Here is a 15,899-nt window from a genome sequence, read left to right on the forward strand (position 1 = left end):
TTCTCACCTCAACTCCATATGCTTGGCCCGCAGCTGGCCGCAAGCGGCAGCGATATCATGGCCTTGTTCACGACGGATGGTCACATTGACCCCCTTGTCTGCTAACGCACGTTGAAATTTGAAAATATCGTTACGCGATGTGCGAACATATTTCCGTTCCGGCACATGGTTAACCGGAATCAGATTGACGAAGCAGTTCATATCCTTGATGACGTCAGCAAGCTCTTCGGCATGCTCCACCTGATCGTTCACCCCGCCGATCAAGGCGTATTCAAACGTAATGCGGCGTCCGGTTTTAGCCTGGTAATAACGAAGCGATTCAATCACGTCGTCAAACGGGAACCGGCGGTTCACGGGCATCAGCTTGGAACGCAGCTTATCGTTCGGCGCATGAATGGAGATGGCCAGATTAATCTGGGTATCCTCTTCGGTGAATTTATAGATGTTAGGCACAATGCCGCTCGTGGATACGGTAATGTGGCGTTGGCCGATATTCAATCCTTTTTCATGGATCATCGTGCGCAGGAATTTCATGGTCGCCTCATAGTTCTCAAACGGTTCGCCTGAACCCATGATCACTATGCTGCTGACGCGTTCTCCCGTTTTATCGAGAATCTTCTGTGCCTGAACCACCTGGGCAACAATTTCGCCGGAGGTCAGGTTTCGCTTCAAGCCTCCCAGCGTGGATGCGCAGAAGGTACATCCGATACGGCAGCCGACCTGCGTCGTAACGCAGATGCTGTTGCCGTAGTTATGCCGCATGATGACGGTCTCGATGGCATGGTCATCATGAAGGCCGAACAGAAACTTGACCGTTCCGTCCTTGGATTCCAGCTTGGTGATCTCCGTCAGGGTCACGAAGCTGAATTCCTGCTCCAGCTTGGCCCGAAGCTCTTTGGACAGATTCGTCATTTCCGCGAAGTCGTTCACCCGCTTCACGTACAGCCAGTCATAAATCTGGGTTCCCCGAAACGCGGGCTCCCCGTTCTCTTGAGCCCAGGCTTGAAGCTCTTCCAGTGAATAATCATATATAAAAGGTTTCATTCTCACCACACCTGTCTAGTTTAAAGGATGTCCGGCCAGCATTCTTCCGAACGCTCCCTATTTCATTCATATGCATCTCTTTTTTCATTCTTCCTATTCTAACATAAATAAAAGAGACGGTAAAAGAGGAAAACCCGCCGGCATAGGCGGGATACGACTATAGTCATGGCGGCAAGCGCCCTTAAGAGGAACGTCTGCCGAGTCTGGCAATGTAAAAGCCGTCGCTGTGATAGTGCTGGGGCAGGATTTGAATGCCGCCGCCTCGCGCAAGCGAATTCTCGCCCAGCCGGCTTAAGGCTCCAAAGCCGTCTTCAGCAATGGCGAATTCGGAATGGCCTTCCAGAAAAGCAGATACCACGCCTTCATTCTCCATCGGTTCAATCGTGCACGTGCTGTATACCAAGATCCCTCCGGGACGCAGCAAGGTCGAGACCGACTCCAGCAGCCTGAGCTGCAGCGCCGCAATCTCATGGATGTCCTCCTGGGACTTGCCCCACTTCAGATCCGGCTTGCGCCGGATCACGCCAAGGCCGGAGCAGGGAGCATCCAGCAAAATTCGGTCGAAAGACGCAGGCTCGAAGCGGTCTGCCAAATCCAGCGCATCCCCCGTCACGATCGAAATGCTGTCCAGTCCCAAACGACTGGCTTGATCCGATATCAGCTTCCCTTTATGGGCATGAATATCGTTGGCGACGATGCTGCCCTCGTCCTTCATCAGCTCGCCCATATGGGCGCTCTTTCCGCCCGGGGCCGCGCAGCAATCGAGGATGCGCATGCCCGGCTCAGGCTGAACGGCCTCGGCCACGAGCATCGAGCTTTCGTCCTGGATCGAGATCATCCCGTCACGATACCAATCGGTCAAGGCCATATTGCCCGCGCCCTTAACGACAATCCCGTAGGGACTAACTGACGATGGGGAAGCATCCAGGCCATGGCTGCCCATTAATTTCAGCATGTCATCGCGGCTGATCATCGTGGTGTTCACCCTTACGCTGACAGCCGGCGGTTCATTGTTTGCGGCACAGATCGCCTCTGTTGCCTCCGTACCGTACTGGGAAATCCAGCGCTCCACCAGCCACTGCGGATGGGAATGCAGAAGGGAAATGCGCTGGGCGTCCGTCATATCCTCCGGAATGGCCAGGGTTTCCTTCTGACGCAGAATATTCCGAAGCACCCCGTTCACCATGCCGGAGATCCCTTGATGCCCGCGGCGCTTCGCCAGATTAACGGCTTCGCTGACAACCGCATGGTCCGGGATCCGATCCAGGTACACGATCTGATAAAGGCTGATGCGAAGCAGCGCCCTTACCCAAGGCTGAAGCTTCCGCACCCCTTTGTTGACAAACTTGTCCAAAAAATAATCAAGCGTGTTCAGCCGCGAGATCGTGCCGTAGATCAGCTCCGTGGCTAGTCCCGCGTCGCTCTTGGCAAGCGTGGACTTCTGCAGAGCGGAGTTGAGCAGGAGATTGCTGTACGCCCCCTCCTGCTCAACCTGAGTCAATACATTCATCGCCAGCTCCCGGGGAGAGTCCAGGCGTCCTTTCGGGCTGCGGTTTCCGCTCACGACAGCACCGTCCCGGCCGTCAGGCTCGTCCCGCGGACGAATTGCGCCGCATCCATTGCCTTCTTGCCGCTGGGCTGAACCGTAAGCAGCGTCAGCGTACCGTCGCCTGTTTTCACGACGATCCCTTTCTCATGCAGCTCAAGCACGGTCCCGGGCTGCGCATCGCCAGATGGCTTCTGGGCGCTGTCCGGCTTAGCCGCTGCCCATACTTTAAACACTTCGCCGTTCCACAGCGTGAACCCGCCGGAATAAGGAACCAGGCCGCGAATCTGATCGTAGATTTCGCGGGAAGTGCGGCTCCAGTCGATCTTCTCGTCATCCCGGGTCAGATTCGGAGCATACGTTGCCTTCGAATCATCCTGAGGCTCGGCCTCCACCTTGCCCTTCACGAGCCGCGGCAGCTCCCGCCGAAGCAGCTCCGCTCCGGCTTGGCTCAGCTTCTCGAACATGGTTCCAGCCGTATCATCGTCTTCAATAGGGACCTCGGTGCGGGCGATCATGTCCCCGGTGTCGAGTCCCTCCGCCATATACATCAGCGTGATGCCCGTGACGGACTCTCCATTGATGATGCTCCGCTGAATCGGCGCTCCTCCCCGATAAGCGGGGAGCAGCGAGCCGTGGACGTTCAGGCAGCCAAGCGCCGGCATATCCAGCACCGATTTCGGCAGGATTTGGCCGTACGCGGCCGTGACGATCAGATCGGGTTTATATTCGGCCAGTTCGGCCACGGCTTCCGGATTCCGCAGTCGCTGCGGCTGCAGGACAGGGATGCCGTGACGAAGGGCGGCTTCCTTGACCGGCGTCGGGGTCAGCACTTTTTTGCGCCCCTGCGGACGGTCCGGCTGCGTAACGACGGCGGCTATCGTGTATCCTTCGGCAATCAGCATTTCCAGACTGGGTACTGCAAAGGCGGGGGTGCCCATAAATACGATATTCATCGGTTCTCCAACTCATTTCTCGGCTGTTCCGGAACGTACTCATACACCCGGTCGGCGATTTCCGTAAACAGCACCCCGTTCAAATGATCGATTTCATGCTGAAATGCTCGCGCAAGCAGCCCTGTACCCGTAATGACAAGCTCATTGCCTTCGCGGTCAAGCCCCTTAACCGTTACTTTCTCCGCACGTCGAACATCCCCGTTCCAGCCTGGAATACTCAGGCAGCCTTCCGGCCCGAATTGCTCGCCCTCGCTCTCCACGATCTCCGGATTGATCATCTTGATCAAGCCGTGCTCATCGCCCGCATCGATAACAATCAGGCGCTTCAGTATGCCGACCTGCGGCGCGGCCAGCCCGACGCCTTCCGCATCGTACATGGTATCGGCCATATCGTCCAGGAGCTTTTGAACGTTCGGCGTAATTTTAGTAACTTCCTTTGCCTTTTTATGAAGAACCTCATCCGGTTCTTTAACGATAATACGAATCGCCATGTCTACGACACCATCCTTGTGCTTTTCATCATTATATGCGCTATTACATTAACATTTGCGGATCAACGTCAATACTGATTTGGAGCTTGCCGTCCCGCGCCGAATCCTGAAGCTTCTCGGCAACCGAACGCACCAGCGAGACAGCATCCATCGTTCCCCGCCATTTTATCATACATTGAAATCTGTATCTATTTTTTAACCGCGGAATGGGGGAAGCCACCGGACCCAGGATATCGAGCGCGCTTGCGTCGAACCGGTCCAGGCTTCCGAACCATCCCCGGCGGTCGGATTCGCTTTTGATGGCGGCGGCAAAATTCTCTGCCAGTCGTACGAGCAGCGGCAGCTGTTCATGCGACAGCGTCACCAGAATCAGCCTGCAGTACGGTGGATAATGGAGCGCTTTGCGGTGCTTCAGCTCATCCTTGACGAAGGATAAATAATCATGGCTGCTTGCATGAATAATCGAATAATGCTCGGGCGTGTAGGATTGGATGACCACTTCACCCGGCAGCTGATGGCGTCCCGCTCTTCCGGCCACCTGGGTCAGCAGCTGAAACGTCTTCTCGGCCGCCCGGAAGTCGGGCAGGTTCAGCGCCGAATCGGCCGTAATGACGCCGACCAGGGTGACATCCGGGAAATCCAGGCCTTTGGCGACCATTTGGGTTCCAAGCAGCACGTCGCCCTTTTTATCCCGAAACTGCTTCAGCAGCTTCTCGTGGGAGCCCTTCTCGGTCGTCGTGTCCACGTCCATCCGAATGACGCGAATCCCTGGGAACAGCTTGGCCAATTCTTCCTCGACACGCTGCGTGCCCGTTCCGAAATAGCGTATATGCTCGCTCCCGCAATCCGGGCAAACCTCCGGCGCCTGTGCGGCGTAACCGCAATAATGGCAGCGCAGATTGTTCGATTTCTGATGGTAGGTCAGCGAAATATCGCATTCAGGACAGCCTGCCACATATCCGCAGCTCCGGCACATCACGAAAGTGGAATACCCCCGCCGATTCAGCAGCAGCACCGTCTGTTCTCCGCGTTCCAGCCGCGCCGAAATCGCGGCATGCAGGGAGCGGCTGAACATGGAGCGATTCCCTTCCCGGAGCTCCTCCCGCATATCCACGACCTGAACAGCCGGCAGCTGGTTGCCCAGCGCCCGGCTCGGCATCTCCAGCAGATGCGGAGCAAAATCATCCTGAGCCTGCGATCTGGCCGCATGGTAGCTTTCAAGCGAAGGCGTTGCCGAGCCCAGAATGACGGCTGCGCCTGTCAGCGAGGCACGGTGAATCGCCACGTCCCTGGCATGGTACTTCGGCGTTTCTTCCTGCTTATATGAACTTTCATGCTCTTCATCCATAATAATAAGGCCAAGTCGGTCAAACGGCGCAAACACCGCCGATCGTGCTCCCACGACAACCGAAGCCCGGCCTTCCCTAATTTTGCGCCATTCATCGTAGCGCTCACCATCCGAAAGCCGGCTGTGCATGACGGCCACGCGGTCGCCGAAGCGGGCTTTGAACCGCTCCACCATTTGGGGTGTGAGCGATATTTCGGGCACCAGGACAATCGCCTGACGCTCCTGATCCATGCAGCGCTGAATGGTCTGCAGGTAGATCTCGGTCTTGCCGCTGCCCGTTACCCCGTGCAGGAGAAACGCGCCATGCTTGCGTTCATCCAGCTTGCGCACGATGCTCCGGTACACCGCCTGCTGCTCCGGCGTGAGCGCCAGCGGGGCGCTGGGCGTAAAGTGCCGTCCCCGGTACGGGTCGCGGAACACTTCGACATCCTCAAGGGTAATCAGTCCCTTGTCGGCCAGCGCCTTCACGGTGCCTGCGGTGACGCCGAGCGTCTGCAGCAGATCCTTCTGCGATATCGGCAGGAAGTCCTCCATCTCTACGATATATTGGAGCACTTCCTTCTGCCGCTGAGCCTTAGCCGGAAACGAAGCCAGCGCCACATGCGCTTCCTCGCTCGAAACGGCAAGCTCTACCGCTTTCATCGTTTTTTTCTGCAGTTTGTCCTTGATTTGCTGGAATTCGCTTAACCGCCCCCGGCCGATCAGCGCTTTTACGGTGGCTGCCGCATCCGGAAACGCTCGCGTTAACTGCTGGAGCGACACCTCGCCTCGCTGACTGACAAACCGGATGATCTCCTGCTCCAATTCGCTTTCCGGGAGGAGCGCGAATAATCCGCCGCTTTCATCCGACAAGCCCGCATCCGGCTCGCCAAGGGAAATATACCGCTCGGCTTTTCCCTTCAGCGCCGTTGGCAGCATCGATTGAAGAGCGGATATATAACGGCATGCATACCGCTCTTTCATCCATTCTCCAAGCTCAATCAGCTCAGGCGAGAGCGGAGGCATCACATCGAGGACTTCCTGAATGGGCTTCATTTTGGCCGTATCCATCTCGGGCCGGGGATGCAGCGAAACCACGAATCCCTGAAGCGTACGGTGACCGAACGGCACGCCGACCCGGCTGCCTACCTCGACCCATGGCCGGAGCTCCTCCGGAATCAGATAATCAAACGGACGGTCCGTATCCTTGGACGGCACGTCCACAATCACACGGGCCATTTCCATCAGGATAACCTCCCGGTCAACCGTTCGGCCGCCAGCGTTAACAGCCTCATGGCCACTTCCTCCTTGGACATCACGGGCAGCTGCAGGACGAGCCCTTCTGCATCGAATATATGAACGCTGTTCGTGTCCGTGCCAAAGCCGGCGCCTTCCTGCGTAACATCATTGGCAACGATCAGGTCGCAATTTTTGCGTTTCAGCTTTTCCCTGGCGAACTGCTCCACCGTATCCGTCTCGGCGGCAAAACCGATCAAGAACTGGGAGGTCTTTTGGCGTCCCAGGCTTTCCAGGATATCCGTGGTCTTGACAAGATCCAGCGTCATCGTTTCCCCGCGCTTCTTGATCTTTGACGTCGCCGCCTCCGCAGGACGATAATCGGCGACCGCTGCCGCCTTAACCACGATATCGCTCGTATCGAACACGCGCTGCACCGCTTCGTACATATCCTGGGCCGACTCCACTCTCTCGGCAGGAATCCCCTCTGGCGGGGCTTCATCGGTATGAGCCGCAATGAGGTGGACGTCCGCTCCCAGCTGCTTGGCGGCTTTAGCAATCGCAAACCCCATTTTTCCGGAGGAATCATTCGTGATATAACGGACCGGATCAATGCGCTCGATCGTACCGCCGGCCGTGACAACCACTTTTTTGCCGTGCAATATGCCTGTCGATCCGCTCTCTACATCCTGATTCGACGCCGCGGACTCGGCTGCGCGCCCTTGGAAAAACCGTTCAACCACATCCACGATCGTATCGGGCTCCTCCATCCGTCCCTTTCCGACGTATCCGCATGCCAGAAGTCCCTCTCCGGGTTCAATCATGGACACCCCGCGGGAAACCAGCGTCTCCATGTTGGCCATGACGGCCGGATGCGTGTACATATGCACGTTCATCGCCGGCGAGATCATGACAGGAGCCGTGGTCGCAAGCAGCGTCGTGGTCAGCATGTCATCCGCCAGGCCATGTGCCATCTTGCCGATGATATTGGCCGTCGCCGGAGCAATCAGCACCAGATCGGCCAGGTCGGCCAAGTGGATATGCGAGACGACCGAGGGGTCCCTTTCGTCAAAAGTATCGCTATAAACCGGGTTTTTGGTCAGCGTCTGCAGCGTTAATTCCGGAATGAACTGCTTGGCGGATTCCGTCATGATGACATGCACATCCGCTCCCCTCTGGACAAGCCTGCTGCATAAAGTCGCTGCTTTATACGCGGCAATGCCACCTGTAACGCCAAGTACGACGACTTTTCCGTTCAACATGACAATCCCCCGCTTTCCATTTGTATGAAGGCTGTACTTTCATATCTTCTCAAAAAAATAACAACCTTTCGGTTGTCACATTTTCGCGCGCTAACGCATGGTATTCGAATGTTGAAAAAAAGCCTTAGTCCTCTCCACGCTCGATCTTCACGTAATCGCCATAGATTTCTTCCAGAGCGACACCGACGAACTTATGGGATTTCGGATGTTTCAACTCGCTGACTTCTCCTTCACGCAATTGGCGTGCACGGCGGGAAGCCGCAACCACAAGAGAATATTTACTGTCCACTTTATTCATCATTTCATCAATGGATGGATATAACACAGTCGAAGCACCTCTTCTTTATTTACTTGAAAGTTTACGCCGTCTATGAAAAACAGCTTACTTTCTCACCTTACAATGTTCGGCTATAATGATAGATTGTATTCTCTCGCAAGCAAGATTGATTTCATCGTTCACTACGGCATAATCATAATGCTGCAGCAGATTGATTTCGTCAACAGCTACGGACATGCGGTGGTCGATCGTGGCCTGGCTCTCAGTCCCCCGGCCCTGGATCCGATCTTTCAGTTCGTCCAACGACGGCGGCATCAGAAACACAAAGATACCGTCCGGAAACTTCTCCTTGACCTTCAGCGCGCCCTGCACTTCGATCTCCAGTATAATATCCTTGCCGGTGGCTAATGTTTCTTCTACAAAATCACGCGGGGTTCCATAATAGTTCCCGACGTATTCCGCATATTCGAGAAGCTGGTCGTTCTCAATCATATCCATGAATTGTTCCCGGCTTTTGAAAAAATAGTTTACGCCGTTTACCTCGCCGAGCCGCGGCGAACGCGTCGTAGCCGACACCGAATACACCAGTTCCGGAACCCGGCTGCGAAGTGCCGTACAGACGGTTCCCTTTCCAACCCCGGAAGGACCGGACAATACAATCAATAATCCTTTAGACATAGTACTCCTCATCTTATTCGTCGTTGTCGTCATCTTTGCTGGACAGACGGTGAGCCACCGTTTCCGGCTGTACGGCCGATAAAATCACGTGGTCGCTATCGGTAATGATAACAGCCCGCGTCCTTCGGCCATATGTAGCATCAATCAGCATATGACGGTCCCGTGCTTCTTGAATGATCCTCTTGATCGGAGCCGATTCAGGACTCACGATTGAGATGATCCGATTGGCCGATACGATGTTTCCGAAGCCAATATTAATAAGTTTGATTGCCATAGTGCGGTTGCTCCCCCTATACATTTGACTCTTACTTGCCGATGAAACTGCGGTTATTCCACATTGGCGGCTTGTTCACGAATCTTCTCCAGTTCCGCTTTCATTTCGACAACACGGTTTACCAGAGTCAGATGATTGGCTTTCGATCCAATCGTATTGACTTCTCTGTTCATTTCCTGAATCAGAAAATCCAGTTTACGGCCTACAGGGCTTTTCTGAAGAAGCAGCTCCCTGCATTGTTCCAAATGGCTGTGAAGTCGAATCAACTCCTCGTCCACATTGGAACGTTCAGCAAACAGAGCGACTTCCATTCCGAATATATGTTCATCAACAGCAAGCGATCCGTCATCAAGAGATTCAATGCGCTGCCGCAGGCGCTTCCGGTATTCGGCCGGAACCTCCGGAGCAAGCTCGGTCATCTCCCGGTGCAGCTGCTGCAAGCGGTCAAGCCTCTGCCCGATATCCTTCGCGAGAAAAGCGCCTTCCCTGCTGCGCATCTGGACCAGACCCTCAAGCGCTTGTTCCAGACCTTGAAGAAGCGCATCATTCCATAACCCCTGCTGCGCTTCATCCATGGAAAGTCCGCTCGGAGTAACAAGAACATCTGGCAGCGTCAAAATATCCCGCACCGCCAGATCTCCCGTGATTCCGTATGACTTCAAATCCTCGGCTGCCTGTAAATACGCTTGAACCATGGCATGGTTCAGCACGGCACCCTGAGACTCGCCGTTGTTTTCCTTGTTAATATAAACATCAATCCGTCCGCGTCCGATCCGGCTCTGTACCGCCCGTCGAAGCGAATCCTCGAAGAGTGCCCATTCACGGGGCATGCGAAAGACGATCTCGCAGTACCGGTGATTGACTGACTTCACTTCGAAAGAGATACTGTAGCCTTGAAAATCGACAACGGATTGCCCATATCCGGTCATGCTCAATGACATCGGAATCACATCCATTACACTATTGTAATTGATAATTATTAATGAAACAAGGGGGTCAATCGGCGGCCCGATTTCTCCCAGACGTACTCCATTAATTGTACGCTCATTTCATAGAACATAAACGGCGTCATCAAATAGATGCCGTTAAAATGCTCTGTCGCAACATCCAGCAGCTCCTTGCCGATCTTGACGCCCATCGCCCGGCCCGCTTCGCCTTCAAGTCCCGCCATGCGGCTGCGGACTTCGTCCGACAGCTGAATGCCCGGCACCTCATTGTGCAAATACTCGGCATTGCGCCCGCTTGCCAGCGGCATGATGCCGATGAAGATCGGAATATCCAGATGCGCCGTCGCTTCCCGAAGCCTAACCATTAACTCGGGATCGTAAACGGGCTGCGTCATGACGTAATCGGCGCCCGAAGCAATCTTCTTCTCCAAGCGGGCAACCGCTTTGTCCAGATGCCTTACATTCGGATTGAACGCTGCCCCGACAACGAATTTGGCTTTTTGCTTCAGCGGCTTTCCGGAGAAAGCAATGCCGTCGTTCAGCTGCTTGATCATCCGAATGATTTCAAACGAGGTCATGTCGTAAACCGAGCTGGAATCCGGCAAATCCCCAAAACGGGCCGGATCCCCCGTCACCGCAAGCACATGGTCGATGCCGAGCGCGTCGAAGCCCATCATGTGCGACTGCGTCCCGATCAGGTTCCGGTCGCGGCAAGCAATGTGGATCAGCGGCCGCAGTCCCGTGCGTGCTTGTACCAGATGTCCGAGAGCCATGTTGCTCATGCGGGTTACGGCCAGCGAGTTATCCGCAAGGGTCAGCGCATCGGCTCCCGCTTTTTTCAAAGCTTCCGCGCCTTTCATGAACTTGGTGATATCCAAATCCCTCGGAGGGTCCAGCTCCACGATAACCGTATGCCGTTCCTTTACGATATCGACAATCGTCGGCTCCCCGCTGCGCTCGTAGAATTGCTCCTGGGCGGTTTCGTGAATCACGATCCGGTTGATCTCCGCCTCTTCGACGGCAGGGAGCGGCGAAGGAACGTAGCCGGATAGCGCCGAGGAAATTTCCGCGATATGCTCCGGCGTCGTCCCGCAGCAGCCGCCGATAATGCGGGCGCCGCGATCCGCAAACTCCAGGGCCGTTTTCCCGAAATACTCGGGACTCGCGCCATACCGGTATTCTCCGTCCACATAATCGGCGATTCCCGCATTCGGGTAGACCGAAGCCGGAAGATTCATGATGCCGTTCAGGGTTTCCAGCGCGCGCATGATGCCGTTCGGCCCCGTCCGGCAGTTAAACCCGATCACGTCCGCGCCTTCATGGCTCAATATGCGGTATGCATCCGGCATCGTGAAGCCGTCCAGCGTGCGGGCAATATCCTCCACCGCGAACTGGCAGATCACCGGCAGGTCGCTCAGCATCCGTGCCTGCGCCAAAGCCAATTGCATTTCATCCACGTCGTAGAACGTCTCGAGCAGGATGCCGTCAACGCCTTCGGAGATGAGTACGGACAGCTGCTCTTCGAAGTAACGCTTGAGCTCGCTCGTGGAAATATTGCTTCTTTTGCCTGCCCGAATGGAGCCGACCGCTCCCACCACATATCCTTGATCGCCGGCGGCTTCACGCGCAATTCTCACGCCTGCGCGGTTGATCTCTCCTACCCTCGCCTCCAAGCCGTATTTGGACAGCTTGTCATAATTGGCTGAGAACGTGTTGGTCTCGATGACCTGTGCACCAGCCTCAACATACTGGCGATGAACGTTCCCGATGACCTCCGGAGAGGTTAAATTCAGTTCTTCATATGAAATGCCTACAGGAAATCCTTTTTGATATAAATAAGTACCCATCGCGCCGTCACCGACCAGTACCTGATTCTCCCATGCCTGCCGAAGATTCGGTTTCATCGCGTTTTCTCCTCCACCCGACGTTTATTTTCAACTAATGTATCATAAAACCTCTGCAAAGATAAAGAGACAAAAGGGAGGCCTTTCGAAGGCCTCCCTACCGTGTCCGTCCCTGCAGGACAAACTTATGAACCTACTGTTTTTTTCAACTGCCGGAGGAAGAGAAGCGGCCAGCGCATGCCCTAAATTGCCAACTTCCCTTTATATACAACCTCGGCCGGTCCCGTCATGTACACATGGTTGTCAAGCTCATCCCACTCGATGAACAGATCCCCGCCCTTAAGCGAGATCGTCGCGCTGCGGTCGGTGGCACCGTTCAGCACGGAGGATACCAGCGTCGCGCAGGCGCCGGTGCCGCAGGCCAGTGTCGGTCCCGCGCCGCGCTCCCATACCCGCATGTCCACTTGACCGCGTGAATTCACCGTTGCAAACTCCACGTTGATCTTTCTCGGGAAGAGCGGGTGCACCTCAAGCTTAGGCCCCCATACGCCGAGATCAAAGTTCACCGCATCGTCCACATAAATGACGCAGTGCGGATTGCCCATGGAAACGGCAGTGAATCGGAATTCCCGGCCGTCCACTTCAACGGGATGATTCACCACCGGATTGAGATCGACCAAGGTCGGCACGCTAAGTCCGTTCAGGACCGGTTCGCCCATATCGACCCTTACGCTGCTTACTTGACCGTCCTGCACCGTAAGACGCACCTGCTGCACGCCGGCTCCGATGGTTTCTATGGTAATCTCCTCGCGGTCGATATGGCCGTGATCGTACACATACTTCGCGACGCAGCGGATGGCGTTGCCGCACTGCTCCGCTTCGGAACCGTCCGAATTCATAATCCGCATCATGAAATCAGCCTTCGCGGAAGGCAAAATATATACAAGTCCGTCAGCACCGATGCCGAAGAAGCGGTTGCACAGCTTCACGGCCAATTCGGATGCATCGGATGGAAGTTCCCGTTCGCCGTATACGACAACGAAGTCGTTGCCCAATCCATGCATTTTCGTAAATTCCATCATAAAAACCCATCTCCTCTGCAATTGCTACGCTCGTGCTTAGCATATCGCAGAGGTGATGGGCTATCCATTCATTTTACGCCGAAATATTTGCACTCTTCGTCATCATGCCGCGGCGGTTCCGGTTGCGGTTCCGTCTGCCGCCCCACACGCTTCCGGCCCCCATCAGGAAGGTAGGAATGCCGGCGGCGACGAGTGTCAACGCCCACTCTTTCAGGCCAAGCGGAACCGTCTTGAAGATCGGCTGGAACGCCTCGATGTACATGACGCCGAGCATCAGCAATACCGAGGACAGCACGGCCAGAACCAAAGCTTTGTTCTGAAGCGGGTTCCGATGGAAAATCGAGCGCGAGCTGCGGCAGTCGAACACATGGATCAGCTGGGCCATGACGAGGGTAGCAAAGGCAACGGACTGCGCCTTGGCCAGCTGCCCTGGATCATTCGGAGCGATGCGCAGCGTGACCCAAAATGCGCCGAGCGTGCACAAGCCGATCAAGATGCCGCGGCTGATGATTTTCCAGCCTAGGCGTCTGGCGAAAATATTTTCCTTTGCCCCCCGCGGCTTGTGCTCCATCAGGTCCTTCTCCGGCTGGTCCACCCCGAGCGCCATGGCCGGGAGCCCGTCGGTGACCAGGTTTACCCACAGAATCTGGATCGGAACGAGCGGAAGCGGAAGCCCCATCATCATCGCAAAAAACATCGTCAGAATCTCGCCGACATTGGAGGCCAGCAAATAGCGGATGAATTTGCGGATATTTTCATAAATGCTCCGCCCCTCCTCAATCGCCGAAACAATCGTGGAGAAATTATCGTCACTGAGCACCAGCGACGACGCTTCCTTCGTTACGTCCGTGCCGGTAATGCCCATGGCAATCCCGATATCCGAGGCTTTGATGGCCGGTGCATCGTTCACGCCATCCCCCGTCATGGCAACCACATGCCCCTTCCGCTGGAGCGATTTCACGATGCGAAGCTTGTGCTCGGGAGAGACGCGGGCATAAACGAAGGTTTGATCCACCCTCGCATCCAGCTCCTTGTCGTCCATTCGGGATAACTCCTGTCCCGATAGCGACAGACCGTTCCTTGGCAGGATCCCGAGCTGGGCCGCGATCGCTTCCGCCGTTGTCCGATGGTCGCCCGTGATCATCACGGTCTTGATTCCGGCGCGGCGGCACGTCGCAATCGCGTCGCGCACTTCACGGCGCGGCGGATCGATCATTCCGGCCAGCCCCACAAAGATAAGCTGGCTCTCCGCCTCTTTCTCCGTTTCCGGCTTATCATAGGAACGCAAATCCCGGTAAGCCAAACCAAGCACGCGCAGCGCGTTGGAAGCCATGCCTTCATTGGCGGCCAGCACCTTCTGACGGAGCGTGGAGGTCAGCGGCACGACGTTCCCGTCCCACATGATATAAGCACAGGCGTCCAGCAGGACGTCCGGTGCGCCCTTCGTGCAGAGCAAGCGTCCGCCCTGATGGCTGACGATGACGGACATCAGCTTCCGCTCCGAATCGAAAGGAAACTCTTTGTCTCTTTGGTAGATAGAGTTCAGGCTGCCCTTCGTCAATCCCATTTTGGACGACAGCGTCAGCAGCGCTCCTTCTGTCGGGTCCCCTTTTAACTCCCAAGCAGCTGCCGCCGGCTCCTCCTTGCCCTTGCGCTTGCTCCGGGCTTCCTCCTGCACATTCTCATAGATCTCCGCATTGTTGCACAGCCCGCTGATTTGCAGCAGTCTGCGAAGCCCCTGATCGGATCTCAGCTCGACAGGCTTGCCTCTGTGGAGGATTTGACCCGTCGGGTCATACCCGTGCCCGGTCACTTCCAGCGTACGTCCTCCCAGCCAAACCTGGGTCACGGTCATTTTATTCTGCGTGAGCGTCCCCGTTTTATCCGAACAGATCACCGATGCGCAGCCCAGCGTCTCCACGGATGGCAGCTTGCGCACGATCGCTTTGCGCTTGATCATGCGCTGCACGCCGAGGGATAGCGCAATCGTGACGATGGCCGGCAGCCCTTCGGGAATGGCCGCTACGGCAAGGCTGACCCCTGCGAAGAACATCCCTGCTGCAGGCTGTCCATGCAGAATGCCTGCGACTACGACCAAGACCGTCAGCCCCAACGACACGGCGATCAGAATTTTGCCCAACTGCTCCAGGCGATGCTGCAGCGGCGTCTCCTGGGATTCCGTGTTTTGGATCAAATCGGCGATTTTGCCCATCTCCGTATCCATTCCGGTCCGGATGACAACGCCTTTACCCGTGCCGCGGGCCACCATCGTTCCCATGAACCCGATGTTCTTCCGGTCGCCCAGCGGAACTTCCGCATCGTGGATCGGCTCGGCATGCTTATTTACCGGCAGGGACTCGCCGGTCAAGGCGGACTCCTCGACGCTGCAGCTGTTGATCTCGAGCCAGCGAACGTCGGCCGGGATACGGTCTCCGCTCTCGACGAGAATGACATCGCCAGGTACGAGCTCTCTGGCCGTTAGCTGCACCACCTTGCCGTCCCGGATGACCTTGGAGGTCGGCGCGGACAGCTGCTTCAAGGCCCGAAGCGACCGCTCCGCCTTGAATTCCTGGATGAAACCAAGGATCCCGTTGATCAGGATGATGGCCACGATCGTGACGGCATCCAGATACTCGCCCAGCAGGCCGGATACCAGGGTGGCCCCAAGAAGCACCAGCATCATGAAATCCTTAAATTGATTCAAGAACAGAACAAATGGAGAAATTTTAACGCCCTCGGAGAGCTCGTTGTAGCCACTTTTTTTTCGTCTCTCCCCGGCTTCCTCTTCCGTGAGGCCCTGCTCCGGATGCATCTGCAGTACTTGCTGCAATTCATCCGTGTCCATCTGGTGCCATTGCTTTTGTTCCATGCTTCCTTTCCCTCCCGGTTGGTTTTGCAAGTTCCGGCGGATGACAGCTTTTCCACCCTTTCTACG

Annotated in this window: 13 protein-coding genes; all 13 read right to left on the reverse strand. The window is 55.9% G+C overall.

Annotation, left to right across the window (positions count from 1 at the left end; all coding sequences use genetic code 11):
* Positions 1-3: 3 nt before the first annotated feature.
* A complete protein-coding gene (rlmN, locus tag JNUCC32_RS15590) occupies positions 4-1,044 on the reverse strand; it encodes a dual-specificity RNA methyltransferase RlmN (protein WP_009592630.1) in 1,041 nt (346 codons plus the stop codon).
* A gap of 181 nt (positions 1,045-1,225) precedes the next feature.
* The gene (rsmB, locus tag JNUCC32_RS15595; protein ID WP_267132983.1) at positions 1,226-2,554 is read right to left on the reverse strand and encodes a 16S rRNA (cytosine(967)-C(5))-methyltransferase RsmB; all 1,329 of its coding nucleotides are present in this window, start codon (positions 2,552-2,554) and stop codon (positions 1,226-1,228) included.
* Between the two features lie 50 nt (positions 2,555-2,604).
* Entirely contained in the window at positions 2,605-3,546 is a 942-nt protein-coding gene (gene fmt, locus JNUCC32_RS15600; protein ID WP_096773139.1) for a methionyl-tRNA formyltransferase, read from the reverse strand.
* On the reverse strand, positions 3,543-4,037 hold the full coding sequence (gene def / locus JNUCC32_RS15605) for a peptide deformylase (protein ID WP_015734332.1): 495 nt from the start codon (positions 4,035-4,037) through the stop codon (positions 3,543-3,545). Before def ends, fmt begins: the two co-directional genes overlap by 4 nt.
* 43 nt (positions 4,038-4,080) lie before the next feature.
* The gene (priA, locus tag JNUCC32_RS15610) at positions 4,081-6,609 is read right to left on the reverse strand and encodes a primosomal protein N' (protein WP_036665915.1); all 2,529 of its coding nucleotides are present in this window, start codon (positions 6,607-6,609) and stop codon (positions 4,081-4,083) included.
* Positions 6,609-7,862 carry a bifunctional phosphopantothenoylcysteine decarboxylase/phosphopantothenate--cysteine ligase CoaBC gene (gene coaBC / locus JNUCC32_RS15615; RefSeq protein WP_192572559.1) on the reverse strand — a complete coding sequence of 418 codons (1,254 nt, stop codon included), beginning with the start codon at positions 7,860-7,862 and terminating at the stop codon, positions 6,609-6,611. Before coaBC ends, priA begins: the two co-directional genes overlap by 1 nt.
* Before the next feature lie 124 nt (positions 7,863-7,986).
* Complete coding sequence (rpoZ, locus tag JNUCC32_RS15620; RefSeq protein ID WP_009592612.1) at positions 7,987-8,187, reverse strand: DNA-directed RNA polymerase subunit omega; 201 nt, start codon at positions 8,185-8,187, stop codon at positions 7,987-7,989.
* Between the two features lie 57 nt (positions 8,188-8,244).
* Positions 8,245-8,817, reverse strand: coding sequence for a guanylate kinase (gene gmk / locus JNUCC32_RS15625; RefSeq protein WP_009592584.1), 573 nt, complete (start codon positions 8,815-8,817; stop codon positions 8,245-8,247).
* Between the two features lie 13 nt (positions 8,818-8,830).
* Positions 8,831-9,091 carry an extracellular matrix/biofilm regulator RemA gene (remA, locus tag JNUCC32_RS15630; RefSeq protein WP_006209218.1) on the reverse strand — a complete coding sequence of 87 codons (261 nt, stop codon included), beginning with the start codon at positions 9,089-9,091 and terminating at the stop codon, positions 8,831-8,833.
* A 53-nt stretch (positions 9,092-9,144) separates the two neighbouring features.
* Positions 9,145-10,032, reverse strand: coding sequence for a YicC/YloC family endoribonuclease (locus tag JNUCC32_RS15635; protein ID WP_096773136.1), 888 nt, complete (start codon positions 10,030-10,032; stop codon positions 9,145-9,147).
* 38 nt (positions 10,033-10,070) lie between these two features.
* Entirely contained in the window at positions 10,071-11,942 is a 1,872-nt protein-coding gene (locus JNUCC32_RS15640) for a bifunctional homocysteine S-methyltransferase/methylenetetrahydrofolate reductase (RefSeq protein ID WP_015734328.1), read from the reverse strand.
* 182 nt (positions 11,943-12,124) lie between these two features.
* Positions 12,125-12,961, reverse strand: a complete 837-nt coding sequence (gene dapF, locus JNUCC32_RS15645) for a diaminopimelate epimerase (RefSeq protein ID WP_036666168.1) — start codon at positions 12,959-12,961, stop codon at positions 12,125-12,127.
* 76 nt (positions 12,962-13,037) lie between these two features.
* Complete coding sequence (locus JNUCC32_RS15650) at positions 13,038-15,833, reverse strand: calcium-translocating P-type ATPase, SERCA-type (protein ID WP_192569167.1); 2,796 nt, start codon at positions 15,831-15,833, stop codon at positions 13,038-13,040.
* Positions 15,834-15,899 lie beyond the last annotated feature (66 nt).

Origin of the sequence: Paenibacillus sp. JNUCC32 (assembly GCF_014863545.1) — a bacterium.
Lineage (GTDB): Bacteria > Bacillota > Bacilli > Paenibacillales > Paenibacillaceae > Paenibacillus_AQ > Paenibacillus_AQ lautus_A.

What these genes read in the sequence shown, in the direction of transcription:
- gmk (WP_009592584.1), bottom strand. Translation starts at nt 8,817, where the DNA reads ATGTCTAAAGGATTATTGATTGTATTGTCCGGTCCTTCCGGGGTTGGA.
- remA (WP_006209218.1), bottom strand. Translation starts at nt 9,091, where the DNA reads ATGGCAATCAAACTTATTAATATTGGCTTCGGAAACATCGTATCGGCC.
- rlmN (WP_009592630.1), bottom strand. Translation starts at nt 1,044, where the DNA reads ATGAAACCTTTTATATATGATTATTCACTGGAAGAGCTTCAAGCCTGG.
- rsmB (WP_267132983.1), bottom strand. Translation starts at nt 2,554, where the DNA reads ATGAATGTATTGACTCAGGTTGAGCAGGAGGGGGCGTACAGCAATCTC.
- priA (WP_036665915.1), bottom strand. Translation starts at nt 6,609, where the DNA reads ATGGAAATGGCCCGTGTGATTGTGGACGTGCCGTCCAAGGATACGGAC.
- dapF (WP_036666168.1), bottom strand. Translation starts at nt 12,961, where the DNA reads ATGGAATTTACGAAAATGCATGGATTGGGCAACGACTTCGTTGTCGTA.
- fmt (WP_096773139.1), bottom strand. Translation starts at nt 3,546, where the DNA reads ATGAATATCGTATTTATGGGCACCCCCGCCTTTGCAGTACCCAGTCTG.
- JNUCC32_RS15650 (WP_192569167.1), bottom strand. Translation starts at nt 15,833, where the DNA reads ATGGAACAAAAGCAATGGCACCAGATGGACACGGATGAATTGCAGCAA.
- JNUCC32_RS15640 (WP_015734328.1), bottom strand. Translation starts at nt 11,942, where the DNA reads ATGAAACCGAATCTTCGGCAGGCATGGGAGAATCAGGTACTGGTCGGT.
- coaBC (WP_192572559.1), bottom strand. Translation starts at nt 7,862, where the DNA reads ATGTTGAACGGAAAAGTCGTCGTACTTGGCGTTACAGGTGGCATTGCC.
- def (WP_015734332.1), bottom strand. Translation starts at nt 4,037, where the DNA reads ATGGCGATTCGTATTATCGTTAAAGAACCGGATGAGGTTCTTCATAAA.
- JNUCC32_RS15635 (WP_096773136.1), bottom strand. Translation starts at nt 10,032, where the DNA reads ATGTCATTGAGCATGACCGGATATGGGCAATCCGTTGTCGATTTTCAA.